The sequence below is a fragment of the Paenibacillus sp. Y859 genome (genome assembly GCF_056786405.1).
In genome coordinates this window covers 21,593-46,099 of record NZ_JBXCIZ010000012.1, presented here as the reverse complement: position 1 = coordinate 46,099, position 24,507 = coordinate 21,593, and the positions used below count along the sequence as shown (strand labels likewise).

Here is a 24,507-nt window from a genome sequence, read left to right as displayed (position 1 = left end):
GAATAATTGAAAAATAGGGCAATACAAAGCCCAACTAGCCCGATATCCCTTGATCTACCCTATCCAAAGGCTCATGACCTTGTTTCACCATCAGCATGAACAGCAACGCTACAAGCATACTTGCCGATGCACAATAAAATAATATAGAATACCCAAAGCTATCGATCATCTGGCCCAACAGTGGTGGAGATGATATCGCAGCCAATGATGACACTAGATAATACAGTCCTGTTCTTGTGCCAATACTCTCTTCCTTACCCGTTGAAATAATAAATGGATAAGAATTAATATTTATACATGCCCAGAACATACCTCCAATGAGTAATACAATGCGAAGCATAAGCAAATCCTCAACGAAGGTTACGAGTCCGAATACTACGAACAAGCCGCATATCCCTATAACGATCATCTTCTTCTTTCCAAATATTTTGCCTAAGAACCCACTTGGAATGGCAAAGAGGACAAATGCTACAGAGAAGAAGGCGAGCGAGAATACAGCCTCTCCCTCCGTAAGTCCCAGATGATTCTTACCATATAACGTAAATAGCGTTTCAACACCTTGGTAAGCAACGAACCAGAAAAATATAGCTGTTAGCAAGAATACCGTCGTGCGATCGAGCTGACTCTTCAATGAAATACGAGGCTTCTTATTAGCCGCTGAGATCTCTTCAGGCAAGTTGATGCCATCGCGCTCTTCCTTAATGGAGCGAGAGACAATCAGAAGACAGATTAGAGTTAATGCCGCCGCCGCAATGAATGGTGCTGACCGATGGACATCATACAACAAGGAACCTACACCAAATGCAATAATCGAACCTATACCACCCATGAAGTTAATAATTCCATTAGCCTTCGTACGTCCGTTCTCTGGTGTAATGTCCGGCATTAATGCGACTGTTGGAGATCGATACAAGCTCATAGATAGATTCATCAAGATCATGAATAATAGAAGGGTAAATAGCCCCGTGTGGAATGGAATAATGGCCGTAAAGATCGCTGCAAAAGGCATCCCAATGAGTAAAAAAGGAATTCTTCGACCATATCGCGTTCTAGTGCGATCACTTCGATTCCCTATCCATGGCTGTAGGAAGAGTGCAAAGTAATTGTCGATCGTCATCAAAAAGCCCACAACCGCTATACTTTGTACGTAATGCTCCAAAAACAAGGGAACAAATGCATTATATAATGCCCATGTAATACTAATACTGAAGAAGCCAAATCCTAGCAACCATGTTTTTTTCACACAATCACACTCCTCTATTCCCTAATAATATAGCTAGTCGATCAGGGTAATCTGTTATGATACCTGAAACACCCATGTCAATCAGCGCCTTCATTCGATCTGGCTCATTCACTGTAAAAGGATGATAATCCTTGCCATGTTTGGTGGCTTCCGCTACAAACTCTGGAAGTACAGCAAAGTGAGTCGCATGAAGCGCATCAGCCGCAATGGTCGTAGCATAGTCCCATGGACGATACAACCCTTCCATATACAAGATCCCTGTGCGAATCTCCGGTGCAATCGATTTACAGTAAGCTAAGGAATAATGGTTAAAGCTAGATAGCACAACTCGCTCAGCCATTCCAAATTGCCTTACAAGGTTAACGACCTTCTCTTCCATTCCTGTATACATAAAAATGCCATTCTTCAATTCAATATTTAGTATCGTATCTCGTTCATGAAGAAGATCCAATAATTGTTCCAACTTCGGGATTTTCTCCCCTTTAAATTCCTCACTGAACCATGAACCGGCATCTTGCTGAGAGATTTCTTCCATGGTCATATCTTTTACAAAGCCTTCTCCATTCGTAGTACGATTAATAGCCTCATCATGGATTAAGACGAGCTGCCCGTCCTTCGTCATCTGAACATCTGTTTCAATTCCTGTAGCACCTAATTCTAAACTTTTGATAAATGCTGACATCGTATTCTCAGGACATACGGCAGATGCGCCTCGATGTGCAAAGTTAATGATCTTCTTCATCGCTATTTCCCCCTCTAGTGAGTCTCACTTATTTTATTATAGTTTTTATTGTTGTGAGATACATCATCTAAATGTAAAAAATTAAAATAGGAGTAGTAGACTTTAAACGCCAAGAAGGACGCCTGTCGGCGTCCTTCTTGTAAGAGTAATTATATTTGACTGAGGGTAGCTGTTAAATTACTTTTCTTTGACAGTGGATGGCTCGCGGAAATAGTATTTTAAGAGTGGCGGGGTCACTAATGTCGTTACGATGACCACAATAATCACCGATGTGAAATACTCTGGATGTAGTAGCCCGGTCTGTAGACCTGTAGCTGCGATAATTAATGCCACTTCTCCTCTAGAGATCATTCCTGCACCGATGGCAATCGATGAGTGGGTATTGAATCCTGTGAGTCGTGCCCCAAGTCCTCCACCCAACCATTTGCCGGCAATAGCAACGAGTAAGAGCAGAACGAGGAATCCCATTTGTTGTCCTACGCCCTCAAAGGACACACTCAGACCAATACTCACAAAGAAGACTGGAACGAAGATGGAATAGGCAATAGGTTCAATTTTTTGCTCCACAGCATGTTTAAACGATGTTTGTGATATCGCTATCCCTGCAGCAAACGAACCTATAATACCAGCCATTCCCATCACATCGGCAAAGTACGCAAACCCAAAACAAATAATTAAAGCTGTGGTCACCGTTGCTTCTGTTACTTTAAGTTTGGAGAGTAGCCCCATCATCTTAGGTACCAACAACCATCCTGCAACAAAAATAACGATAAAGAATAACGCTTGTTTACCCATCATCAATCCCAAATTCACACTTTCTCCTGTCCCCATCAAACTCATCAATACAGCGAGCAGTATAACAACGAGTACATCATCTGCAACAGCAGCGCCTAGGATAGTCGTGCCTTCCCGTGAATCTAATTTATTTAAATCCTTTAATACTTGAGCTGAAATACTAACTGAAGTTGCGCTCATAATAACTCCCATAAAAAGAGCCTCACTATTCGTGAAATTAAAGAATTCTCCAACAGCAAACCCTCCCATGAAAGGTAAGATCACCCCTCCAATAGCGACTGCAATGGCTGATTTCCAGTTTCTCTTCAATTGATCCAAGTCTGTCTCCAGACCAGCTATAAACATCAGCAACAGCACACCAATTTCCGATACCTCATGAATAAAGCTACTATCATTCGGAATCCAACCTAATACCGCTGGACCAAGAATAATTCCGACAATCAATTTACCCAGTACCGCTGGCTGTCCTAGACGGACCGAAATATGTCCTGCTACTTTCGTGAACAACAAAATGAGTGCAAGATATAAAATAAATTCCATAGTTCATCTCCCCTTCCTAATATCTCTATCTAATCTACCCTCCAAGATCGGTTCTTATAAGAATTGCCTTCATCATGAAAAAGAGGAGCCCATTTAGCTTGGCTCCTCAAAATGAACAGAAGGAGCCCTTGGTGACAGGCTCCTCCATGAATCCGTACAACAATATAATAAACCGTATTTCGTAATTATAAAGATACCTTGAAGGTTTGTAAACTTAATTTTATTTTATTACCCCTTCATATTGACAACACCGTTATTCGGTTGTATGGTTAATTACATAAGTAACTAACCTGTGTTTAGGAGTGAACAATATGGAGGTTGTGATGCAATGGGGTTCTTAATAGATGATGGCCGACCGATTTACATGCAGATTGCCGAACGAATTGAAAATGACATTATTCAAGGGGAATTGCCTGAAGAATCACAGGTCCCCTCGACCAATCAATTTGCGTCTTTCTATCTTATTAATCCTGCAACTGCTGCAAAAGGTGTAAATCTGTTGGTAGACCAAGAAATTCTGTATAAGAAACGGGGAATTGGTATGTTCGTAACTTCTGGATCGCGGGTGAAATTGATGGAGAAACGTAAAGAGCAGTTTTTCGAACAATATGTTGTGACCATGATTCGCGAGGCCGATAAATTAGGAATTACAGCAGAACAATTGACAGACATGATTCGGAGAGGGGATAAATCATAATGAGTACCGTAGTCAAAGTCAAAGGTCTTACGAAATCATATGGAAAAGTACATGCGATCCAAGATGTCAGTTTCTCCATAGAATCGAACAAAATATATGGACTTCTCGGGCGAAACGGGGCTGGCAAAACGACGATTATGCATTTAATCACAGCACAACAATTTGCTTCGAGTGGGGATATACAAGTCTTCGGAGAGAGTCCTTACGAGAATAACCAAGTACTCAGCCAATGTTGCTTCATCAAGGAAGGCCAGAAGTATCCAGACAGTTACCGTATTATTGACGTACTCGAGACCTCTTCGTTCTTCTTCCCCAATTGGGATCGTGAATATGCATACTCTTTGATTGAACTATTTCGCCTTCCTCTGAAACGGAAAATGAAGAAATTATCTAGAGGAATGCTCTCATCCGTAGGAATCGTTATCGGTCTAGCCAGTCGAGCACCTCTCACCATATTTGACGAACCCTATTTAGGTCTAGATGCCGTTTCTAGAAACTTGTTTTATGAACAACTCTTGGAGGATTACAGTAGGTATCCTAGAACCGTTATCTTGTCTACTCATTTGATTGATGAAGTAAGCCAGATGTTAGAACATGTGATGGTTATTGATAATGGAAGGATCATTATTGATGAAGATGCGGATGAGCTTCGTGGACTGGCATTTACCATTGTTGGTCCAACAACATCTGTAGAGAAATTTATGGCTGGACGAAACGTAATGGATCGTAAGCCATTAGGTGGGTTGATATCAGCTACTATCATGGCAAAATTGAGTGCTGAAGATCGGCAGCAAGCCGCTACCCTTGGTTTGGAACTCAGTACCCTTTCTTTACAGCAACTGATTATTCATTTGACGAATAGTAGAATAGAAGATAAGGCGGTGATATTCCCATGAGTCGAACTATGAGTGTATTAAGAATGCATTCCAGAGATACTTGACTCAAACCTTCCCCTTCGCGCTTGGCTTAAGTATTACTAGAAAGGATTTCTTCTTAGGTACAACAGCGATGTCTACTATCGTAAGTGCAACTATGGCATTGCTGTTATGTATATCTTCACAACTTGAAAGACTAACCGATCATTGGGGCGGTAGTCTACATTTCTTCGATATGCCCTACTTAAATGACGGTACGATATTTGAACAGTTTTGTATTTATTTCATTATGTTAATGAATATGTATTTCAATGGATTACTTATATCCAGTGTGCATCGACGTTTTGGAGGTATGGGCTTGCTCATTCTGGCCATATTGATGTTGTTATTGTTCAGCTTAAGCGGATATATCCTCTACATTTGGTGGGACCAGATCACAAATTGGCTGATCCATCGCTCTGCCTTTGATATAGCTCTCTGGATGATCCCCTTCACAATCTGTTCTATCATCCTATCGTATTGGTTGTTGCGCAAATCGACTGTATAATAATCAAAGGAAAAAGTCGTCCACAATAAAAATGGGCGACTTTTCGAACAGCAATAACAAAAGAAGCATTTCAATAAAGTTATGCACAGATCTTGGCATTTTATAAACAATCCCGTTTATTTACTCACATTTCAACCTGTCTTATCAACATTTTGTGTATAGTTACTAACAATCATGTGGACAAGTAGCCTCTTTCAACCCTTTTATCCATTTATAAAAAGTTATTCACAGTCCAGCGATGTTGATATTCCTCAAGCTTGGGATGCAAATCTCCGGGCTCCGAACTTAATAAGAGTCGAATCTTGACGATCCATTCTTCAAAAGATGAAAATGAAGCGAACAAATTAGCCGTAGCTGGTGTTATGTACAGAAAATAGGGAGCCTTATATTTCTCCGCAAATAACCGAAGGGCGGAGTCCATCGGTGTGTATTTCTTCCGCTTACCTTCCCATGTTTCAACCACTACTTTGGAATGGCCTTGATCATCTCTCCATTGGAACAATCTCTTCTCACGTTTATGATAGGCACTAACCGGGATGTTTATCATTCGCCTAAACGTTTCCTCGTGTAAAGGATATAGTACAAGCTTATCAAATGAATGATGCTCCATACTTTCCACTGCAAGATCTAATTCTCCATCTGTCGTGTTCTCAAAAGTATCATAATAAATTAATGTACCCTTTCGTTTCTCCTCTGGGGGTTCATAACCATATGGTACAGATTGAATATTCCGATTCATGCATATCCTCCTCCTACAAGGTCTGTGAGTAGTATGCCCACGCAATCATCGTTCATAACGTCATTCTTTAAGCTGGGAGATGTTCTTTACAATACACACCTACAGCTTCAATCTCATCGTCTTCCAAATCGAACTCAACATAACGCTCCGAAGTTCTTTCAAGAAGCTCATATTTCACGATACTACTCCGGTCTTCATCCACCGTATAAATCACTCTTACATTCAATCCGTCTTCGAAATACAGTTCATCATCCTCTGGTACATCAAGCTCAAGCATAAATTCGTAGCGTTGCCCGATCAAAATATTGAACGGGTCCTTAATCAATTTCACAGTATGTTTCGTTATCGTTAACATATCTTCATCCTTTCAAATCCCCAAGGGGAGAACAAGTTTTCAAGTCCTATATCTATTATACCGCAAATTCACATACCTTCAGACTTAAATAATAAATTCATCATATTCATCTGCTATACTTTGGATATCTTCCGAGTTAACGTTGATATATACGTATCCGTCCAGTTGTTGTTTCTTCAATGCTTTGTCTTTAAAAAACTTCGGGCTACCTTCTCCCGCTTCTTCATCATACACCAATAATATTCCATCTGTTTTCCTTAACAATAAGTCATCCCTCGCCGTGAATTGCCAAATCCCACTGTAAGGTTGCTTACTCACCGCACCATAATAATCCACACTTTTAAGGATTTGATTATAGTACTCTTTCTTCTCTTCCTTCCATTTCTCTTCTTGATTCAAAAATGCCGTAATAATAGAACATTTCAGGTGTGGATATTGTTCCTTTAGAGAAATAACTACCTCACATGTCCATAAATCCACTCCGTATTGACCCGGTGTAATAATCCATTCCAAACCATCTTCAATAAGAGGAACCAATTTTCTTGTGATAGCTTTTTGTATATAAGGAATACCTTTATGTTTCTGATCAAAAATATTCAGTTCATGTGCACGATAACCTGTTACGAGCAGATTCTTCATTGCTAGCTAACTCCCTTTAGATTTCCTCCTATTGCAATCTTATTAGTATAGGTCCCCTAACTCCATCTGTCCAACTGACTTAGAAGATATGTCGTAAGCGTACTTAAAAGACCTAGCCTAATCAGCTAGGTCTGTCTAAATTCACTTCTTATTTCTAACCTGTACAATTCTCAACGTTGCAAGCTCCCGCGTCGTGAGCAACGCCGGTACCGAATATCCGCATAGCCCAATTCACAGGAAAAGCAATTGAGATACTACCATTAGAGGTACCTGCAAAGTTCACTGCTGCAGCATAATGATCTGCCTCTCTCAACCAGACAGCCTCCGAGTCCCCTGGCAGGGAGACTGGATTACTTCCTCTGATGACCGTCTGATTGACATAGTTGAGAATCCCTAGCTCCTCCCCGTAATCGACTTGTACATCCGTGTTCACCGAATCTACAATCCCCCTAACCAACCCTGTTGTTTCACCAACTTTCTTAAAACGTTCACCAACGCGATATGTGTTAACGTATCCCAGAAGGACACCAACCGTTGCATAACACGGACTTAACAAGCTATTTCTTGTAGGAATGGATAGTGCAACATCTACACAAGCACTCAACTTCCCTGATTTTACGAAGCGAACGGGAACTGTTGTTACTTTTCCCTTTGCCTTCATTAAAGGTAAATGTGAAAAACGTGTTCGAAGTAATAGACCTGGAAAATACAAATCGAAAAATCCATTTCCTAAATTATGATGGTATCGCTTTCAATTGATCTAAAATACATATTGGTTTTCCGTCACAGAATGTTCAATAATTAGATAAAGTCACACAATGTTCACAAATATCATTTCAATAAAAAGGAGATGACTTTATATGATCACCCCAAAAAGTAAACGTGAAAGCCAAATATTCCTTATCTTCGTCTCTGTTGGATTCTTCTATGCTATGTTTTATAGTGCTTTTATTATTCTTTCCGTTCATGGTCAATAACTTAATCCTTGATTTCATTTAACCAATAGTCACTTCTGATTTAACATAAATCATGTATCTTGAGCGATCTCCATTATGTTAGGCTAATGGAGATTGTTCTTTTTAATACATTTTTTTATGAGACGGCAGGTGTTTGATCATATGAAAGATGCTTCAACTCATGACCTAGCACAACCTAACAAGCTGAAATGTTTGATAGAAATTGCGTTGGTTTCCACTAAACTTGGCTTAACCTCATTTGGGGGACCAGTTGCTCATCTTGGTTATTTTCATAACGAATATATTACGCGAAGGAAATGGATGGATGAAAGAAGTTATGCCGATTTAGTTGCCCTATGTCAGTTCTTGCCTGGTCCTGCGAGTAGTCAAGTCGGAATAGGAATTGGTGTGATGCGCGCTGGACTATTGGGAGGAATTGTTGCTTGGATTGGTTTTACTCTCCCCTCTGTTATCGCACTCATTCTTTTTGCTCTTCTACTGCAGGGAGTTGATCTTGGAAATGCCGGATGGATTCACGGACTGAAAATAGTAGCAGTAGCTATTGTGCTGCAAGCCATACTCAGTATGGGACAAAAACTCGCACCTGATGTGACTAGGGCAACTATTGCTGTACTATCTGCATGTGTCGCTTTGTTATGGCAAACTTCTCTAAGTCAAGTGACCATTATCATTCTTGCCGGTATTCTGGGCTTCTTACTGTTCAGAAATAAAGTCATTCCTCAATTGCCTGACATTACGGTACCTATAAAGCGATATGTTGCTGTAGTTTGTCTACTATTATTTTTGGGATTATTGCTATTTCTACCTATACTTAGAGGGTTAACATCATCCCATTGGGTTGCTATGTTTGATAGCTTTTACAGATCTGGCTCGCTCGTCTTTGGAGGAGGGCATGTTGTTCTACCACTTCTCGAGAGAGAACTAGTTCCCATTGGTTGGTTATCACAAGAAGATTTCCTTACGGGTTATGGAGCCACTCAAGCTGTTCCGGGACCTTTATTTACCTTCGCATCCTACTTGGGGACAAGGATGAATGGATGGCAAGGAGCTATAATCGCTACGATCGGAATATTTCTTCCCTCATTTCTACTCGTCGTAGGTACTTTACCTTTCTGGGATTCAATCCGTAAAATACCGAAAGTTCAAAGTGCACTCATGGGCGTCAACGCTGCTGTGGTCGGAATTTTGGTTGCTGCCTTTTATAATCCCATCTGGACAAGCACGATACTTGCACCCATCGATTTCGCACTTGCAGCCATTCTTTTTATGATGCTTGTATATTGGAAAACTCCACCTTGGCTCGTTGTAATTTCAGGAGCTTTAGGTGGAGTTATCATTCAACTTTTATTCAGTCATTGACACGTTCCTATACACCCGTCTCAGAAAACTGTTTAATTCTTTCTCCAACCTGATCTCGCACTTGTTGGAATACGACCCATTTATCTTCATCCGTACCTTGTGCTTTTGCTGGATCATCAAATCCCCAATGTTCACGTTTCACCTTCGGAGGTGTCATCGGGCATTTGTCTGCGGCATCACCGCACAAGGTTACGACCAAATCAGCATGATTGAGCAGATATGGATCGATAATATCCGAAGTTTGCTCAGTGATATCAATGCCTACTTCGTTCATCGCTTGGACAGCTTTTGGATTTAGACCATGTGCTTCAATACCAGCGCTGTAAATATTCCAGTTATCGCTTAAATATTTCTTCGCCCACCCTTCCGCCATCTGACTTCGGCAAGAGTTGCCGGTGCATAAGAAGTAAAGTGTTTTCTTTTCCATTATAATGTCCCCTTTATTGATAACGGATTGTTAAGCCAAATGCAACCAAACTTGGCTTGACAGTCCCTCATTTAAATTAAACTACAAGTAACCACAGATACAGACCCAAAAGAGTAATAAATAGTGTTGGAATTGTCAATATAATCCCGGTTTTGAAATACGTGCCCCAGGATATCTTCACGTTCTTTGTGGCCAACACATGAAGCCATAACAGGGTTGCCAATGAACCTATTGGGGTAATCTTCGGTCCTAAATCGGAACCAATGACATTCGCATAGATCAGGGCTTCCCTAATCACGCCACTTGTGTTCGTTGCATCAATCGCAAGAGCATCAATCATCACCGTAGGCATATTATTCATGACCGACGAAATAAATGCTGCAATGAAGCCCATCCCCATCGTCGCTGCGAATAACCCTTGGTCCGCAACGATCTGTATGACATCTGCCAACAAATCGGTCAGTCCTGCATTTCGCAGCCCATATACGACGACATACATCCCGATGGAGAAGAAGACAATCGCCCATGGAGCACTTTTAATCACTTCCTTTGTCTGTACATAAGGGCTTCTTCTTGCCATCAGTAAGAAGAAGATCGCTATGATCCCTGCTACAAAGGAAACTGGTATATTCACAAATCCGCTGACAAAGTACCCGATAAGAAGTACAGCTAGAACTAACCAAGACAAGCGAAACATCCTTATGTCTTTAATGGCGTCCACGGGATTCTTAAGCTGTGTAGCATCGAAATGCTTTGGAATACTTCGACGGAAGAAGAAATATAGAACTAAGATGCTGGCAACCAAAGAGAATAGCGTTGGCACAATCATGACTCCTGCATATTCCATAAAGGTGATCCCGAAGAAATCAGCAGAAACAATATTGACCAAGTTACTAACAACGAGTGGCAATGAGGTCGTATCTGCAATAAAACCGCTGGCAATAATAAACGGAAACACTTTCTTTTCATCGAATTTCAGCGCTCGCACCATCGCAAGTACAATTGGGGTCAGAATTAATGCTGCACCGTCATTAGCGAAGAATGCAGCCACGATCGCCCCAAGGATCGTCACATAGACGAACATGCGAACTCCATTCCCACGTGCAGCCCTGGCCATATGTAAGGCAGCCCATTCGAATAATCCAATTCGGTCTAATATTAAAGAAATTAAGATGATAGCAACAAAGGCCAACGTAGCGTTCCACACGATTAATGTTACGTCCACTACATCGCTAAAGCTTACTACCCCAACAAGCAATGCCAGTATCGCCCCGCCGCAAGCGGACCATCCAATAGATACGTTTCTAGGCTGCCAAATTACAAATACTAATGTTACTATAAAAATAATACTGGCTATAAATACAGATGCCACTCCTCTAACCTCCACCTATTTACAATCTGTTATGATCAATTCTTTATTTAAAAGAGCTAATATCGTTCTTGAATCAGGCATATGGTCGAGAACCGCTTGAATATAAGGCTTGTCATTCACACTTAATGAATAATACACCCACTGTCCCCGTTTATCTTCCTCAACTAGACCTTGGTCTTTCAACTTTCTTAAATGCTGGCTAATGCCAGGTTGTGAAATATCAAATATTTCAACAAATTCACAAACACACCATTCCCGTTCTTTCAATAAAGACAGCATCACTAGGCGCGTTTTGTCACCTAAAAGCTTCATGTCGTCCGCAATCTCAACAAGCATATCCATCCCTCCTTTCATATGGTACATAATCATTCGATTATATAAGTGATTGATTATATAATAATCCACTCTTCTACATTAAGCAATAAGAATTATCTGCTGAACGAGAAATTGCATATCTATCGCTACGCTTTTAACACACGCTCTCCTTCGACAGCGCTCTTTGGTATAATAGAGGGTGAAAGGGGATTATTATGTTCATTCTTATAGGGTTAGTCTTCATCTTGTTATATGGTTTTCTCGTGTTTCACATTGGGTGGAGTGGTTGGAAATGGATGAAGCCGACACTTTCACTCAAATTCAAGGTGCTGTATATTTTCACACTTATTTTTCTATCTACTTCATTTATTCTAGCGAGAGTAATTAATAATGTGTATATCAGTGTCATTGGTTCCTATTGGCTAGCTTTATTTAGTTTGCTATTGCTACTACTGCCGCTAGTGCATCTCACTGTTTGGTTATTGCGACTGACTGTGCTCCCTAGGCATTATATTCAGAAATGGTCTGGGTTCATCACGTTGATTATACTGATCTCGTTACTATTATATGGGACATTTAATGCATTCAGCCCTATTGTCCGTACCTATGATATCAACATTACCAAAAGTGCTCCGTCCTCTGAACCTTTGAAGATTGTGATGGCTTCCGATATGCATTTCAGTGTTCTCTCTGGCAAGAATCATGCAACTCGATTGGTAGAGGAGATTAATGCGTTAAATCCGGATATTGTATTATTTCCAGGAGATGTGTTCGACGATCAAGTCGAGCAGTATGTAAACCAAGGAATTGGACCTATTCTAGCTAAAATAGATGCTCCTTACGGGGTATATGCCTCATTAGGCAATCATGACAAATATAAAGGTACGATGGCTGAACTCATTGATATCCTTGAACAAAGCAATGTTCACGTATTATATGACGAATCGATAACGATAGATGACCGTTTCACACTTATTGGTAGAAAAGACCACAGTGATGCAGCGAGAATCGAACTTTCTGACATTATGAAAAGTGTCGATCTATCGAAACCAGTGATCCTGTTAGATCATCAACCGAAAGACTTAGATATCGCACAGCAGCACGGAATCGATCTTATCGTCTCAGGCCATACCCATCGCGGACAGATCGCTCCGGCGCACCTGATTACGCAACTCTTATTTGAGAACGATTGGGGATATCTCCAGAAGGAACAACTTCACTCTATCGTAACTTCTGGATTCGGCTTTTGGGGTCCTCCCATTCGCATAGGTAGTCGCGCGGAAATCGTGCAAATTAACGTTACATTTGGTTTATAATACGGACAAAAGCGACAAAGCTCCTTCATGCTCTGGTTCCATAGCTAAGGCTCTTTGAGCATAATGGCGTGCAGATTCTTCCATATCCGATTCAGAGTAGCAAATCGCCATATTATACAGCGCCGTGCTGTCAGCCACATCAAGATTCAATGATCGTTCGTAGCATACCAACGCTTCCTCGTACAAATCCATTTCAAACAGCAGCATGCCACAGATTAGTGCTAAGTCATGCTGCTCCTCCATGGGATAATACCCTGTCCACATGAAGTCCATCCCTATCTGAATATCTTCCATTTCTTCATCAGCACTAAAGGGAAGCAGATCCGAGATGCGTTTAGCGCTTTGTATGAACATTTGGGCATCATAACCACCCAATCGCCAAAAGGATAGAATTTGCCGTAGTTCCATTTGGTCTACATGCTCATCAAACCATTCTTTCATAGTAAAGAAATCATCTGGTCCAAAACGGTCTACGAATCTCCGATAAGCTAGACGGGTGTGACTATAGCTCTCTGGATCTGAAATCATCAGAATACAGCCAACATTTAAGTTCTTATAGTGATGCTTGGTGAAGAAGGATTGTGCTCCCTTTTGCTCAAAAAAGGTTTGGATCGCATGATAATTCGCAGTTAATGAGAAGCTTCCATGATGAATAATGCTAGGTGGCTCGGCAAATTCCCAGTTCTCTAAACGATGGTCACCCTTATCCGCTGTGAGCAATAGGAAACCCTCTTTAGATAAGAGACTAAGTCGTTCTAAGCAGGTCAACCCCATAGTCGGAAAGAGGATATGCGAATCCTCTAGTTTATCTGTATACAGCTTAATCACATCATGGTACGGATACAATTCTTGTTCATATTCAGCCGCTCTATGGTAATGATACTCAGGAGTGACCTTCTCAAGCATATTCGATGGGTTAAGGTCTACAGCTTCATCCGGGAAGCGTAGAGAAACCCTGCACTCATAAATATTATTCTCACCAACATAGAGCAGTTCTTGTGGGATACTGTCAAAAAAATAATTCGCGACTACAAATAGCGGTTGCTGCAAGTCACCTGGACGTATCACGATCTTAGACTCCGTTAAGTGTAGTTCTGTATCATGTACAGCATCAAAATGTGCGAAATCCAGAATTCCCTGATCTACAAAGGGAGCCAAACTTGAATGCTGCTGCCAGTATGCGATATTTTTGATGGCAAAATCACTCATACAATAGCGAAAAGGCGGAAGTGTTATGCCCGCAAAGTCTATTAGCTCACATAGTTCCTTAAGTACATGGAACGCTAATCGCCCCGAACCCGCTCCAAGTTCAAGTATTGTAACTGGCTCGGATGGTTGACCTAATCCAGATCGATCTTGCAGAAATCCAAATATGATGTCCGCATAGGCTCTAGCAATCATTGGATTATTCGTTATGTACAGTGGTACTTCCCCACTCTGCCAAGCCTTAAGCCCTTGCTCCTCGTAATAGTCTCTTTGTAGCTCCCAAATCGGAGACTCACTGAAACGGTAAATCTGTTCATCGGGTTCTGTCATCCAATTATACCTACTTCACTCATATTATTTGCTAATCTAGCTAATGATATCATGGGTTAACATGTCCTCCAAATAAAACCCGCTAATGTAGACACTTTTTTATAAGTGTCTACATTAGCGGGTCCCAACTCTCTCATCTTGATGAAGTTGTTTCATTGGTCAACTTACGGAATTCCGATTGTCCGCATATGGCTTTTCTAGAATCTCAATCAGATTGATATCCATCTTTCACTAGACTGAAGATCATATACCAATCGTACTCTTGAAGGTTTTTCACCCTCTTCATCAAACAATTCAATCTCATTTATATCTTGTAGCCACGCCAGTGGAATTTTATAATCCTCTTGTGGTCCGATCTGCCAGTAGCGACCTAAAGCGATCCCATTCAACTTTATGAATCCCTTACTCATCCCGGTCAATCGAAGCTTTAGCTTAGCATGAACATCTTCTTGCAACTTAGGTCTTGCAAATTGTAAGGTATGCCAAGCGGGTACCCCTAAGATTTCTTCACTTGGAACCTCGATACGCTCCAGCGAATCTACATCCTGCATATTCCAACCATTCAATTCATTTCTTGAATGATAGGTGATGAGCTCCAAACGATCCAGCGGTGATTTAACATAAGCCATTTCGATCTCGTTTACACCCTCACGAATGTAAGAAGATATATCCAGCGTCTGGAAGGAATCCCCATCTGCATAACCTGAAGATGTGATCAAGTTTCCGTTAATTCTCAATTTATTGATCGTTGCTCCCACTACAATGGCTCTGTCTTGATCCTTAAGTGTAAATGTTCGCTGTATCGTCGTGTCCTGTTCTAACTGGCATACTTGTCCCAAATGAATATTTGCGTTCCCACATTGCCACTGTTCACGCAGATCAATAGCATTTCCATCAAGGAATACGGGGCCTGTGATTCCTTTCATTTCACCTAGAAAAGGAGAAAAGTTCAATCGACCCATGTTCTGCACAAGTAACTGTAAACAATTCGTCTGATTGGGTTCAAGCTTTAAGCGTACGCAAGCTGCACCCACTTGACGAATCAATTGCTGTTCCTTTCCATTAACATAGACTCTGAAGGTGTCTTGTACCGCTGGAATGACTACCATTCTTTCTCCATCATCACCCTGTTCCAAATTGCAAGTATACAGAATATAGCCGAACGGTTGCTCTATCTCAGAGAATCCCATCGGTGTTGCTGTACTTAAACCTCCCAATGGAGATGTTAATACGGCAGCTGATGATTTCAGCAATTGTAACTCTGGCGTAACGAGATGTACGTACGGTGAGACCCCTGTCGCCACTGTCCCATCCGTAGCCCATTGGCCCAAATGAATGACCTCATTGCCAACCTTGTTCAAGGCAACCTTAATGGATCCGTCGGCTGAAATATCCATATCTGAATAACCAAGTGCCCAACGAATACCAGCGTGATCTTCTACACGCCATGTATGATCTGCCATGTCTCCATTCACAATGATAAGTTGAATAGGCTTGCCACCGATTGCTAAAGAGATGACTTGGGTCTCTTGGAAGTGATAGCTATCAAATATTATTCTTTTTCCGTCCGCACTTAGTTCCATCAGCTGTGTTTTATGACCTACGAGTTGAATCGGTTGCTCAGACTCCATTTCCACCCATGATCGTTGACCGTTACCAGCAGCTATAATCAAGGTATGAATTCCGTCTATCTCTTCATTGCAGAGAAGATAAGTATTACATGTTAATAGAACGTTTGGTACAACCTCCATTCTTTCAAGAACGGGTGTAATGGAACCCGGCTGAACCGTAACCGGTATTGTATTTCCGCTAGCTAATGTAAGGAATGTAGTCTCCCTCTCTTCTTTCCCACTCTCAACAAACCAGATTCGCTGGTTACCCAGTACTCTATTACGTGCTGTGAAACCATTACCTACGTTGATTGCACAATTTAGGTCTTCATCCACCTTTGAATTCAGAAGCAGGCCCTCAACTGCTTTAATAAAGTAGGATAGTTTTTTGGAAACCATGTATTTCCCTGTAACCCTCCCATATTCGTTCAGGGGGGCATCGTAATCGTAGGATGTCACCATGAAGATATCACTCGCCCCTACCGTTCTTCCCCCATAGTTACCAAAGTTCGTTCCGCCAAAGAACATGTAATGGCTGATTCCACTATATCCAGCACGGAGAACTTCCAACGTTCTTTTCTCATATAGCGCTGCTGTCTTCTGTGTTGCAGACATGGCGCCCCAATGCTCGAACCAGCCTGTCCAGAATTCAGTTACCATTTTCGGTGTATCAGGTTGTTTATTGCATAAATTCTCATAATGCTGATCAGCATTCGACCAGAAGTTCGCACCTTCAATCGTCCCTTCCACCCCGCCTACGCAGGTGATTAGTGGTACCTCTATACCGCGATTAATCAATCCGTCTCTCAAATGCGACATATAATCGGAAGCAGCTTCATCATCAGCTAAATAGCCATATTCATTCTCTACTTGTACAAGTATTACTGTCCCACCATTCTTAACTTGACGTTGTCGAATTATGGGAATGAGAGCATCAAAATATCGATCCACATATTCTAGATACGGCTTGTTATGGCTCCGAAATACTACATTCTTTTTGTTATTCAACCACCAAGGGAACCCGCCGAAATCCCATTCCGCACAAATATAGGGCCCCGGACGAGCGATAACCCACAGTCCCAACTCCGCGCATAAATCTAGAAAGGCTCCACAATCATTGTCTCCTTCGAATGTCCAGTTGCCCTCTTCAGGCTCATGGACGTTCCACGCAAAATACGTATCGACACAGTTCATGCCTGCCAACTTCGCCTTAACTAGTACCTCACGCCATTCTTCCCTCGGCATACGGAAGTAATGTATAGCTGCGCTATTCAGAAAGACCTGCTGCCCATCGATTCTGTAACTCTTCGAGTCATATCCTACTGTAGTATCACTGTGATGTGAAGTAATGAAGTTATCAATATTATGCATTCTCTACACTCCTTGTTTGTCTTACTCCTTTATGCGAATATCGGAGATCACTATTGTTGTTATTGATTGATGTTCAACCGTCATCTTGAATGCGTTGCTAAAGATTGGTAACTCTGACTTATTTAAGTTCTCAGTCAATGATGTTCGATAGACCTCTGCTATTGTGCTACCGAACTCAAACGATGTTAAATCGTAAACGATTTCCTTGTCAGACTGCTCATTCCGTACGACTATAGTTAGCTCTTCTCTCTCGCCATCATATGCTGCTACCGTACGACCATCATCACTCCGTATAATACGACTTCCTGGATGAATAAATCGACTATAGTTAGCCATTCCATAATATTGTTTCGTTATTTCATAGGTTTCTTCACCTAAGAAATCAGAGTGGATAAAGCCCCAATTATTATTTGCACTCTCATCTTCCACGGCTTGCCAATAAATCCATGCTGTTGGTTGAAGCATACGTAAATCAAAAGTAATACGCTCAGCAAGCTCCATGACGCTAGTCATATCCTCATGGTTATGAGCTTCACTGCCGCCAGTCCCATATTCAGACATCCACAGCCGATGTCCACCGTCTTTCGCCAATTCACGAAGTTCATCAAGCTTCATTCCATTGTAAGTATGAGTATTAATCTGAGCGATATGGTTCATCGTTGCTTCATCATAGCCATACAACATCTCAAGCACTTCATCTACACTATTCTCGTCTGGACCGCTTATAGTTGTATCGCCAAGACCTTTAGATTGTAATGATTGAGCTACCTTCCCGATGATCTCCATCTGTTTATCGACGCTGAAATGGCTACCTTCTTGAATGTTGCCCATCTTCCACCAGTTCGAGGCAGGCTCATTAAGTGGGTTCAACGTCCTAAACGTCACTCCCCACCGTTCTTTATATTGCTTAACAACCTCCGTTAAATAATCAGCGAAGCTGTCATAATACTCGTCCTTTAGATTGTTCCCGCCATCAACTGCTCCAGTGACTGATCCACTATTAGTCATCCAGTACGGTGGCGAATTTGAAAACGCCTCAGCAATCGTAACTCCGCGTTGTATTGCAGCTAATAGAACTGTCCGTTGACCTTGATCAGCATCCCAATCCCATTGTCCTTCAGTAGGTTGAAATCCGGGAACATCGCCGCCAGGACGTAGTGTATTGTTCTCAATATCCGGATTCTCCCCTCCCCCTATATTGTAACGAACGATATTGAACCCAAGACCCTGATCAGGATCAAATACTAGATCCATAACCTCATTTAGTTTCTCTTGGTCTGTCCACTGCCCTAATATATGTCCCCACCATGCGAGTGAAGTGCCCCAACCCTCAAAACCATCATATCCATCGTTAGGTTGCACTTGAATTGCTGAGGTATCTAGCAGCAGTGGCTCTAATAAATTCTTCGTCTGCTCTGTTCGATTCATTATAATCCCTCCTAATATTCCAGTCATAATAACTATTGCGCCAAATATCATTCCCCATCGAAGACGTCTTCCCATCTCATCTCATCTCCCACACAGCTACGTTCAATAGCTATAGCCTTCATAACTACGTCTATTTTATACCAGCACTCCCACCGCTAATGTTCGCCTCATATATGAATCGTTGGCCAAACATGTATACCAACAGCATTGGAATAGTCAGGAACAGCGAAGCAATCATTACTATGTTCCACGGTGGAACTTGCCCGCCACTTGCAGTGCTTATCAGTTGCACTCCGAGCGCCAACGGTGTCTTCTCAGGATCATTAATATAGATTAGCGGTCCCATGAAGTTACCCCAGTTATAGGAAAAGGAGAAAATAGCAATTGCAGATAGAATAGGAAATGTCATCGGTACAATAATTTTAGAATAAATGCCGATATGCCCCATTCCGTCAATCATCGCAGCTTCATCAAGTGATTTGGGAATTGCCATCACGAACTGACGGATTAGAAACACGTTGAACGCCCCCGCGAAGAAACTAGGTACAATGAGCGGCAAGAACGTATTAACCCAACCTAGTTCTCTGAATATGATAAATTGTGGCACCATAGTCACTTCACCTGGAATCATCATCGTACTGAGCAAAATAACAAATAAGATACCACTTCCTTTAGCCTTCAGACGAGCAAACCCGTAGGATACGATAGATGCTGAAACAACAGATCCAACAACCGTCCACAACGTAATAATAATGCTATTCTTCAAATACGTACCCATATGATAATCAGTAAATACTTTAGATATGTTTCCAAGAGTTAGCTCAAGCGGAATGAACGTAAAAGCTGCCTTCACAGTCGTAGCATCACTCGCAAACGCAATGGATAGCATGTAGACAAAAGGTACCAATAACAAGATGCCCACCAAGCACAATATCAGATAGGATACAACCTTCTCTTGTAGGGATAATCTAGCCATTCTCTTTCCCCTCCTCGTAGTGCACCCATAATGACGACGAACGAAAAACAACAAGTGTCATCAGCATGATGATAATGAATAATATCCATGCTATTGCAGAGGCATAACCCATTTTATAGAAACGGAAGGCGTTCTGAAATAGATATGGAACAACCATTTGGCTGGCATTATCTGGCCCTCCGGAAGTCATAATAAAGACCTGTGCGAACGTCTGAAGCGCACCGATAATACCCGTAACCAAATTAAAGAAGATAACAGGTGTTAGCATCGGAAATGTAATGCTAAAAAAACTTTGTCTGCTTGTTGCTCCATCAATAGAGGCTGACTCATACAATTCTGGTGGAATCCCCTTCATTCCAGCCAACAACAGTACGACTCCTCCTCCAACTCCCCATAAAGACATAAGGATTAAGGCTGGTTTAACCCAATTGCTATCAAGCAACCAATGCGGCCCCTCAATACCGACCAGACCCAACATTTGATTAATTATGCCTTGTGTCGGTGCGAACAATTGGACGAATAGAAGTGAAGTAGCCACAACAGGAACGACAGATGGCAAATAGTACAACACTCTGAAAAAGGTAATCCCTTTTAGCTTCTTATTAAGGAAGTACGCGATCCATAGTGAGATTGACATACCTAAAGGAACTGCGATCAGTGCATAGAAAAATGTATTACCTATCGACTTCCAGAAGATCGGGTCATTGGTCAATAGATTATTGTAATTCCCTAAGCCTATAAAATTAGGCGATTGAAATAGATCCCAATCTGTAAAACTCATATATATGGAGAATAGAATTGGTCCCAATGTCAAACTGAGAAAACCAATCAACCAAGGGGAAATGAATGCATAGAACCACAACCCATCTCTTTTCTTCATCTAAACACCTCCACGTATTCTGTAATACTTATAAGAATATCCTAAATATGTACAAAGATAGGGACCAGCTCTAGACAGCTAATCCCACACCACAATAAAGATTTATTGATTATCAGAATCAGCAATCTATTTGTACAGGTTATCTAGACCCTTTTGAATGCTCTTCACCGTTTCGTCAAGTGTTACTTTATCAGTGAAATAGACTCCTAACTTATCATCAATAACTTTCATCATTTCATTCCATTTCGGATTAAGTGGTTGTTTATAAATTTTGGAATTACTGAATGCACTCATATTAATCTTTTTACCGCCATACTCTGCATTAATAAATTGATCACTTGTCAATGCAGCCTTTGTCGCTGGAGCATCCTGTCCACTCTCAACAATTGGGATTTGGGCTTCCAATGTAGTCAGAGCTTCAATAACATTAAATGCTTCTTCATGATGCTTGGAATCCTTCACAATCGTCAACCCATTGAAGAACGCATTTGTCTCGCCCCACACTGGTGATATATCCCAGTTAATTCCTTCAACCTTAGACAAGGAACCGATATTCCAGAATCCTGTTGTTTCCATGGCAATCTGCCCTTGTGCAAACAATGGATCTGCCCCAATATTGCCCATATCGGCAATCTCAACAGGTGTTGGAGAAGTGCCATACTTGAAGCTCATATCATTTAAGAGCTGTAGCGCATCACGAACCTCTGGGGTATCAAAGGTTGGTTTGCCATTCTCATCGAAGAGTGAACCACCATTCTGATATGCCAACTGCATCCACTGTGGCCACCAAGAACCAGGATAGTAACCCCACTGCACCGTCTTGTTTCCTTCCTTTATTGTCAGTTTCTGAGCTGCGTCAAGCATCTCCTTCTGCGTCCAATCCTTGGATGGGTAGGCAACCCCAGCTTTATCAAACATATCTTTGTTATAGAATACAACCATGGCACCTGCACGATCGATCATGCCATAGTACTTGCCATCGTAACTCATGATGCTACCGATATCTTCAGAATACTTTTCTTTCATATCTACATTGTTGGCAGCAATCAAATCATCTAGAGAAATAATTTGGTTTTTACTTGCATATACCTGGTAGTTCTCAGCAATCATCATAATATCAGGGGGGGTACCACCAGCAATCATTGTCTGTACCTTCTGATCATAATCACCAGCTACAAGTAGCACATCCACTGTTATATTGGGATGGGTTTTCTTCACAATATCCAAACGCTGCAACATAACCTTCTTATCTTCCTCGGATCCCCACATCGTTAGTTGTAAGTTCACCTTCTTGTTAGGATCTATCTTTCCATCCCCATTACCTGTGTTGCTTACTGAATTATCTTTATTGCCACTACATCCTGCGATAACACCAATAACTAGAAGCATTAGTACGATAAGAATACCCATTTTCTGTTTCATTTCTTGTACCCTCCCTTTTCGATTTAGAGTTTGATTTTCCCTGCAGCCATTATGAAACCCATTTCATGAAATCGGTTTCATAATGCGATTAAAAAATACCCGTCTCACAACCCGGGTGTAGATCCATCTAATCCGCAACCAATGAAAGGGCTTTCATTAATCGTAAGTTTATTATATTCCTATCTATTTTACCTGTCAATACTCTTCTAACCTTTTTCTATTTTATTGAAATTGTGCTTTTCCTCACAACTAGATGCGGCTTCAGGACAATTTGTTTCTTGGGATTCTCACCGTTAATCATCTGATCTAGCATCTCTACTGCCAGCTCACCCAATTGATTTGTATTCTGGGAAACTGTTGTCAATTCAGGAATAACAGCGGTAGACAACGGAGAGTCATCGAACCCTACAATGGAGATATCCTCAGGAATCCGAAGTCCATGTTCAATGGTAGCTTTGATCGCTCCAATTGCCGTGAAGTCATTTACACATAATACGGCAGTGGGTCTTCGCTCTTGATCCAGCATCTTATTCATTAGGTCTCTTCCACCTTGTACTGAAAACTCACCGGAGTGTAACCATTCCTTGCGAAGATCAAGCCCATATTCCTTCATCTTTTTCTTAACTGCCTTTATCTTCACTAGCGTAGTTGATGTATCATCCATTCCGCCGATAAATCCAATATCCTTATGTCCCAGATCAATGAGATGTTGGGTCGCAATCGCTGCACCCTCTGCCTCATCTGTATAAACCCGATGTAGACCACTCTTAGGTAAGTTACCATTAACAAGCACTATAGGAACTCTTCGTGCCATTTCAATAACTTCCTGAGACAGTTCTGGCGGACAATTGGATAGATTTATTCTACCTCCCAGAAAGATGATTCCATCCACCCTTTTTTCACGAAGAATCGACAAATACTCTGATTCACGTCCGTAATCCCCCGCTGTATTACATAGAAAGAAAGTATACCCTTTGCTTCTTGCGACATTCTCTGCACCCCAGAATACCTCTGGAAAGAATGGATTAGTGATATCCGGTAGAATCATTGCAATCGTTCCGGTTTCTTTCTTTAGAAGACTTCTAGCCAATGCATTCGGCTGGAACTGATGCTTTTCTATCGCTTTCAATATCGTTTCCCTAGTACTCGCTTTCACAGGTGCAGTATCATTCAGTACGCGAGAAACTGTCGATACAGAAACATTCGCTTCCTTTGCTATATCATAAATCGTAATCGTCTTCATCATATGACTTCCTTTTCCCATAGTTACGATCCTGTTTATTTCCTTCATGATAACAGAATCTCAAGCTGTATGAGACGCATTTCCATACAGCTCACGTTGAATGCCTTTCAACAAGTTTAACGTCCAATATACGATAGGGTTCCTCAATTGATTGTTGCTCCATTATTTGAACTAGCATAGCTGTTGCTGCTTCCCCCAACTCATAAATGGGCTGCACAATAGTCGTTAGTTCTGGAATCGTTGCTTTGGATAAATTGATTCCGTCAAACCCAATAATAGCAACATCCTCAGGAACCCTTTTTCCAATCTGATACACAGCTTTCATGGCACCAATTGCCATAATATCATTCGCCGCAAATATACCGTCAATTTCAGGGTGTACGTCCAACAGCTCAAGTGTCGCTTCAATGGAAGTTTGCATATCATAGTTGCCATTCGCAATATAGCTTTCTTTAAACCATGTTTCCTTACCCACCACTTCTTTGTACCCTTCATAGCGCTCCTTTGCGTTGACAATCGCATGAGGACCTCTAATATGGGCAATTGTTGCACAGCCTTTACTTTTCAAAAACTGTGTAGCCATCATCGCCCCTTTTCTATTCTCCACTACAATGGTCGGTAAACCTTTACTAATTTCTCGGTCAATGCTGACTACCGGAATTTGAAGTTTTTCAATCTGAGCCGCATTTAAAGTATTCGAAGAAACAATAATCCCATTTACATACTTTTGTAATAGTACGTCCAAGTATCGCTGTTCCTTCTCTATATTCCCATCAGAATTACACAAAATAACATTATAGCCCATCTTAGTCGCCGTATCTTCAACGGCTCTGGCTAATTCAGGAAAAAACGGATTCATAATATCTGGAACAATTAAGCCAATCGTTTTGGATTGTTTATTAAACAACGTTCTTGCTATTTCATTCGGTGTGTAATCCAATTCCTTGATCGATAGTTCTACCTTTTCCCTCGTCTTTCCACTCACATATCCTTTGTCGTTTAACACTCTAGACACTGTGGCAACAGACACTCCTGCATGTTTGGCAACATCTTTAATTGATGACATATTCTCACTCCACCCTATTAGCTAACCAGCTTCACAC

Annotated in this window: 23 protein-coding genes; 5 read left to right on the top strand and 18 right to left on the bottom strand. The window is 41.3% G+C overall.

Going from position 1 to position 24,507, the window contains the following annotated elements; all coding sequences use genetic code 11:
* Positions 1-34: 34 nt before the first annotated feature.
* The 3 genes from AC1TO8_RS19245 to AC1TO8_RS19235 all read right to left on the bottom strand — a co-directional run bounded on the left by AC1TO8_RS19245 (position 35) and on the right by AC1TO8_RS19235 (position 3,320).
* Positions 35-1,243 carry an SLC45 family MFS transporter gene (locus AC1TO8_RS19245; RefSeq protein ID WP_482057241.1) on the bottom strand — a complete coding sequence of 403 codons (1,209 nt, stop codon included), beginning with the start codon at positions 1,241-1,243 and terminating at the stop codon, positions 35-37.
* A gap of 4 nt (positions 1,244-1,247) precedes the next feature.
* Positions 1,248-1,985, bottom strand: a complete 738-nt coding sequence (locus AC1TO8_RS19240; RefSeq protein WP_482057240.1) for a glycerophosphodiester phosphodiesterase — start codon at positions 1,983-1,985, stop codon at positions 1,248-1,250.
* 177 nt (positions 1,986-2,162) lie between these two features.
* Positions 2,163-3,320, bottom strand: a complete 1,158-nt coding sequence (locus tag AC1TO8_RS19235) for a cation:proton antiporter (protein ID WP_482057239.1) — start codon at positions 3,318-3,320, stop codon at positions 2,163-2,165.
* Between the two features lie 328 nt (positions 3,321-3,648).
* Between AC1TO8_RS19235 and AC1TO8_RS19230 the strand changes: the two genes are divergently transcribed.
* From AC1TO8_RS19230 to AC1TO8_RS19220, 3 genes are all read left to right on the top strand, one after another.
* Positions 3,649-4,017 carry a GntR family transcriptional regulator gene (locus tag AC1TO8_RS19230; protein WP_482057238.1) on the top strand — a complete coding sequence of 123 codons (369 nt, stop codon included), beginning with the start codon at positions 3,649-3,651 and terminating at the stop codon, positions 4,015-4,017.
* Complete coding sequence (locus AC1TO8_RS19225) at positions 4,017-4,913, top strand: ABC transporter ATP-binding protein (protein WP_482057237.1); 897 nt, start codon at positions 4,017-4,019, stop codon at positions 4,911-4,913. Before AC1TO8_RS19230 ends, AC1TO8_RS19225 begins: the two co-directional genes overlap by 1 nt.
* 112 nt (positions 4,914-5,025) lie before the next feature.
* Positions 5,026-5,439 carry a hypothetical protein gene (locus tag AC1TO8_RS19220; RefSeq protein ID WP_482057236.1) on the top strand — a complete coding sequence of 138 codons (414 nt, stop codon included), beginning with the start codon at positions 5,026-5,028 and terminating at the stop codon, positions 5,437-5,439.
* A gap of 211 nt (positions 5,440-5,650) precedes the next feature.
* On the opposite strand, the gene AC1TO8_RS19215 is transcribed toward AC1TO8_RS19220, so the two are convergent.
* The 4 genes from AC1TO8_RS19215 to AC1TO8_RS19200 all read right to left on the bottom strand — a co-directional run bounded on the left by AC1TO8_RS19215 (position 5,651) and on the right by AC1TO8_RS19200 (position 7,833).
* Positions 5,651-6,178: a hypothetical protein gene (locus AC1TO8_RS19215; protein ID WP_482057235.1), complete on the bottom strand. Its 528-nt coding sequence runs from the start codon at positions 6,176-6,178 to the stop codon at positions 5,651-5,653.
* A gap of 67 nt (positions 6,179-6,245) precedes the next feature.
* Positions 6,246-6,533: a DUF6509 family protein gene (locus tag AC1TO8_RS19210; protein WP_482057234.1), complete on the bottom strand. Its 288-nt coding sequence runs from the start codon at positions 6,531-6,533 to the stop codon at positions 6,246-6,248.
* Positions 6,534-6,617: 84 nt separating this feature from the next.
* Positions 6,618-7,172 carry an SLOG family protein gene (locus tag AC1TO8_RS19205; protein ID WP_482057233.1) on the bottom strand — a complete coding sequence of 185 codons (555 nt, stop codon included), beginning with the start codon at positions 7,170-7,172 and terminating at the stop codon, positions 6,618-6,620.
* Between the two features lie 154 nt (positions 7,173-7,326).
* Positions 7,327-7,833 (bottom strand): hypothetical protein, encoded by a 507-nt coding sequence (locus tag AC1TO8_RS19200; protein ID WP_482057232.1) that lies wholly within the window; start codon positions 7,831-7,833, stop codon positions 7,327-7,329.
* 457 nt (positions 7,834-8,290) lie between these two features.
* Here AC1TO8_RS19200 and AC1TO8_RS19195 point away from each other — a divergent pair, with 457 nt between their 5' ends.
* Entirely contained in the window at positions 8,291-9,508 is a 1,218-nt protein-coding gene (locus AC1TO8_RS19195; RefSeq protein ID WP_482057231.1) for a chromate transporter, read from the top strand.
* A gap of 7 nt (positions 9,509-9,515) precedes the next feature.
* Here the strand turns inward: AC1TO8_RS19195 and arsC are convergent, their stop codons facing one another.
* The 3 genes from arsC to AC1TO8_RS19180 form a co-directional block, all read right to left on the bottom strand.
* The gene (gene arsC / locus AC1TO8_RS19190; protein ID WP_482057230.1) at positions 9,516-9,935 is read right to left on the bottom strand and encodes an arsenate reductase (thioredoxin); all 420 of its coding nucleotides are present in this window, start codon (positions 9,933-9,935) and stop codon (positions 9,516-9,518) included.
* 76 nt (positions 9,936-10,011) lie between these two features.
* Entirely contained in the window at positions 10,012-11,307 is a 1,296-nt protein-coding gene (locus tag AC1TO8_RS19185; RefSeq protein WP_482057229.1) for an arsenic transporter, read from the bottom strand.
* 15 nt (positions 11,308-11,322) lie between these two features.
* Positions 11,323-11,649 carry an ArsR/SmtB family transcription factor gene (locus AC1TO8_RS19180; RefSeq protein WP_482057228.1) on the bottom strand — a complete coding sequence of 109 codons (327 nt, stop codon included), beginning with the start codon at positions 11,647-11,649 and terminating at the stop codon, positions 11,323-11,325.
* A gap of 188 nt (positions 11,650-11,837) precedes the next feature.
* Between AC1TO8_RS19180 and AC1TO8_RS19175 the strand changes: the two genes are divergently transcribed.
* Complete coding sequence (locus tag AC1TO8_RS19175) at positions 11,838-12,938, top strand: metallophosphoesterase (RefSeq protein ID WP_482057227.1); 1,101 nt, start codon at positions 11,838-11,840, stop codon at positions 12,936-12,938.
* On the opposite strand, the gene AC1TO8_RS19170 is transcribed toward AC1TO8_RS19175, so the two are convergent.
* From AC1TO8_RS19170 to AC1TO8_RS19135, 8 genes are all read right to left on the bottom strand, one after another.
* Positions 12,933-14,474: a tetratricopeptide repeat protein gene (locus tag AC1TO8_RS19170; protein ID WP_482057226.1), complete on the bottom strand. Its 1,542-nt coding sequence runs from the start codon at positions 14,472-14,474 to the stop codon at positions 12,933-12,935. The genes AC1TO8_RS19175 and AC1TO8_RS19170 overlap by 6 nt on opposite strands.
* Before the next feature lie 209 nt (positions 14,475-14,683).
* Positions 14,684-17,455 (bottom strand): beta-galactosidase, encoded by a 2,772-nt coding sequence (locus AC1TO8_RS19165; protein WP_482057225.1) that lies wholly within the window; start codon positions 17,453-17,455, stop codon positions 14,684-14,686.
* A gap of 21 nt (positions 17,456-17,476) precedes the next feature.
* Positions 17,477-18,883 carry a glycoside hydrolase family 30 protein gene (locus AC1TO8_RS19160; RefSeq protein WP_482057224.1) on the bottom strand — a complete coding sequence of 469 codons (1,407 nt, stop codon included), beginning with the start codon at positions 18,881-18,883 and terminating at the stop codon, positions 17,477-17,479.
* Between the two features lie 130 nt (positions 18,884-19,013).
* Entirely contained in the window at positions 19,014-19,859 is an 846-nt protein-coding gene (locus AC1TO8_RS19155; RefSeq protein ID WP_482057223.1) for a carbohydrate ABC transporter permease, read from the bottom strand.
* Entirely contained in the window at positions 19,852-20,739 is an 888-nt protein-coding gene (locus tag AC1TO8_RS19150) for a carbohydrate ABC transporter permease (RefSeq protein ID WP_482057222.1), read from the bottom strand. Before AC1TO8_RS19150 ends, AC1TO8_RS19155 begins: the two co-directional genes overlap by 8 nt.
* A gap of 126 nt (positions 20,740-20,865) precedes the next feature.
* Complete coding sequence (locus tag AC1TO8_RS19145) at positions 20,866-22,161, bottom strand: ABC transporter substrate-binding protein (protein WP_482057221.1); 1,296 nt, start codon at positions 22,159-22,161, stop codon at positions 20,866-20,868.
* A gap of 217 nt (positions 22,162-22,378) precedes the next feature.
* Positions 22,379-23,404, bottom strand: a complete 1,026-nt coding sequence (locus tag AC1TO8_RS19140) for a LacI family DNA-binding transcriptional regulator (RefSeq protein WP_482057307.1) — start codon at positions 23,402-23,404, stop codon at positions 22,379-22,381.
* A gap of 91 nt (positions 23,405-23,495) precedes the next feature.
* Entirely contained in the window at positions 23,496-24,470 is a 975-nt protein-coding gene (locus AC1TO8_RS19135; protein ID WP_482057220.1) for a LacI family DNA-binding transcriptional regulator, read from the bottom strand.
* Between the last annotated feature and the right edge of the window lie 37 nt (positions 24,471-24,507).

What these genes read in the sequence shown, in the direction of transcription:
- AC1TO8_RS19170 (WP_482057226.1), bottom strand. Translation starts at nt 14,474, where the DNA reads ATGACAGAACCCGATGAACAGATTTACCGTTTCAGTGAGTCTCCGATT.
- AC1TO8_RS19230 (WP_482057238.1), top strand. Translation starts at nt 3,649, where the DNA reads ATGGGGTTCTTAATAGATGATGGCCGACCGATTTACATGCAGATTGCC.
- AC1TO8_RS19145 (WP_482057221.1), bottom strand. Translation starts at nt 22,161, where the DNA reads ATGAAACAGAAAATGGGTATTCTTATCGTACTAATGCTTCTAGTTATT.
- arsC (WP_482057230.1), bottom strand. Translation starts at nt 9,935, where the DNA reads ATGGAAAAGAAAACACTTTACTTCTTATGCACCGGCAACTCTTGCCGA.
- AC1TO8_RS19165 (WP_482057225.1), bottom strand. Translation starts at nt 17,455, where the DNA reads ATGCATAATATTGATAACTTCATTACTTCACATCACAGTGATACTACA.
- AC1TO8_RS19140 (WP_482057307.1), bottom strand. Translation starts at nt 23,404, where the DNA reads ATGAAGACGATTACGATTTATGATATAGCAAAGGAAGCGAATGTTTCT.
- AC1TO8_RS19155 (WP_482057223.1), bottom strand. Translation starts at nt 19,859, where the DNA reads ATGGCTAGATTATCCCTACAAGAGAAGGTTGTATCCTATCTGATATTG.
- AC1TO8_RS19205 (WP_482057233.1), bottom strand. Translation starts at nt 7,172, where the DNA reads ATGAAGAATCTGCTCGTAACAGGTTATCGTGCACATGAACTGAATATT.
- AC1TO8_RS19160 (WP_482057224.1), bottom strand. Translation starts at nt 18,883, where the DNA reads ATGAATCGAACAGAGCAGACGAAGAATTTATTAGAGCCACTGCTGCTA.
- AC1TO8_RS19135 (WP_482057220.1), bottom strand. Translation starts at nt 24,470, where the DNA reads ATGTCATCAATTAAAGATGTTGCCAAACATGCAGGAGTGTCTGTTGCC.
- AC1TO8_RS19180 (WP_482057228.1), bottom strand. Translation starts at nt 11,649, where the DNA reads ATGGATATGCTTGTTGAGATTGCGGACGACATGAAGCTTTTAGGTGAC.
- AC1TO8_RS19210 (WP_482057234.1), bottom strand. Translation starts at nt 6,533, where the DNA reads ATGTTAACGATAACGAAACATACTGTGAAATTGATTAAGGACCCGTTC.
- AC1TO8_RS19235 (WP_482057239.1), bottom strand. Translation starts at nt 3,320, where the DNA reads ATGGAATTTATTTTATATCTTGCACTCATTTTGTTGTTCACGAAAGTA.
- AC1TO8_RS19200 (WP_482057232.1), bottom strand. Translation starts at nt 7,833, where the DNA reads ATGAAGGCAAAGGGAAAAGTAACAACAGTTCCCGTTCGCTTCGTAAAA.
- AC1TO8_RS19175 (WP_482057227.1), top strand. Translation starts at nt 11,838, where the DNA reads ATGTTCATTCTTATAGGGTTAGTCTTCATCTTGTTATATGGTTTTCTC.
- AC1TO8_RS19240 (WP_482057240.1), bottom strand. Translation starts at nt 1,985, where the DNA reads ATGAAGAAGATCATTAACTTTGCACATCGAGGCGCATCTGCCGTATGT.
- AC1TO8_RS19225 (WP_482057237.1), top strand. Translation starts at nt 4,017, where the DNA reads ATGAGTACCGTAGTCAAAGTCAAAGGTCTTACGAAATCATATGGAAAA.
- AC1TO8_RS19220 (WP_482057236.1), top strand. Translation starts at nt 5,026, where the DNA reads ATGTCTACTATCGTAAGTGCAACTATGGCATTGCTGTTATGTATATCT.
- AC1TO8_RS19150 (WP_482057222.1), bottom strand. Translation starts at nt 20,739, where the DNA reads ATGAAGAAAAGAGATGGGTTGTGGTTCTATGCATTCATTTCCCCTTGG.
- AC1TO8_RS19195 (WP_482057231.1), top strand. Translation starts at nt 8,291, where the DNA reads ATGAAAGATGCTTCAACTCATGACCTAGCACAACCTAACAAGCTGAAA.
- AC1TO8_RS19215 (WP_482057235.1), bottom strand. Translation starts at nt 6,178, where the DNA reads ATGAATCGGAATATTCAATCTGTACCATATGGTTATGAACCCCCAGAG.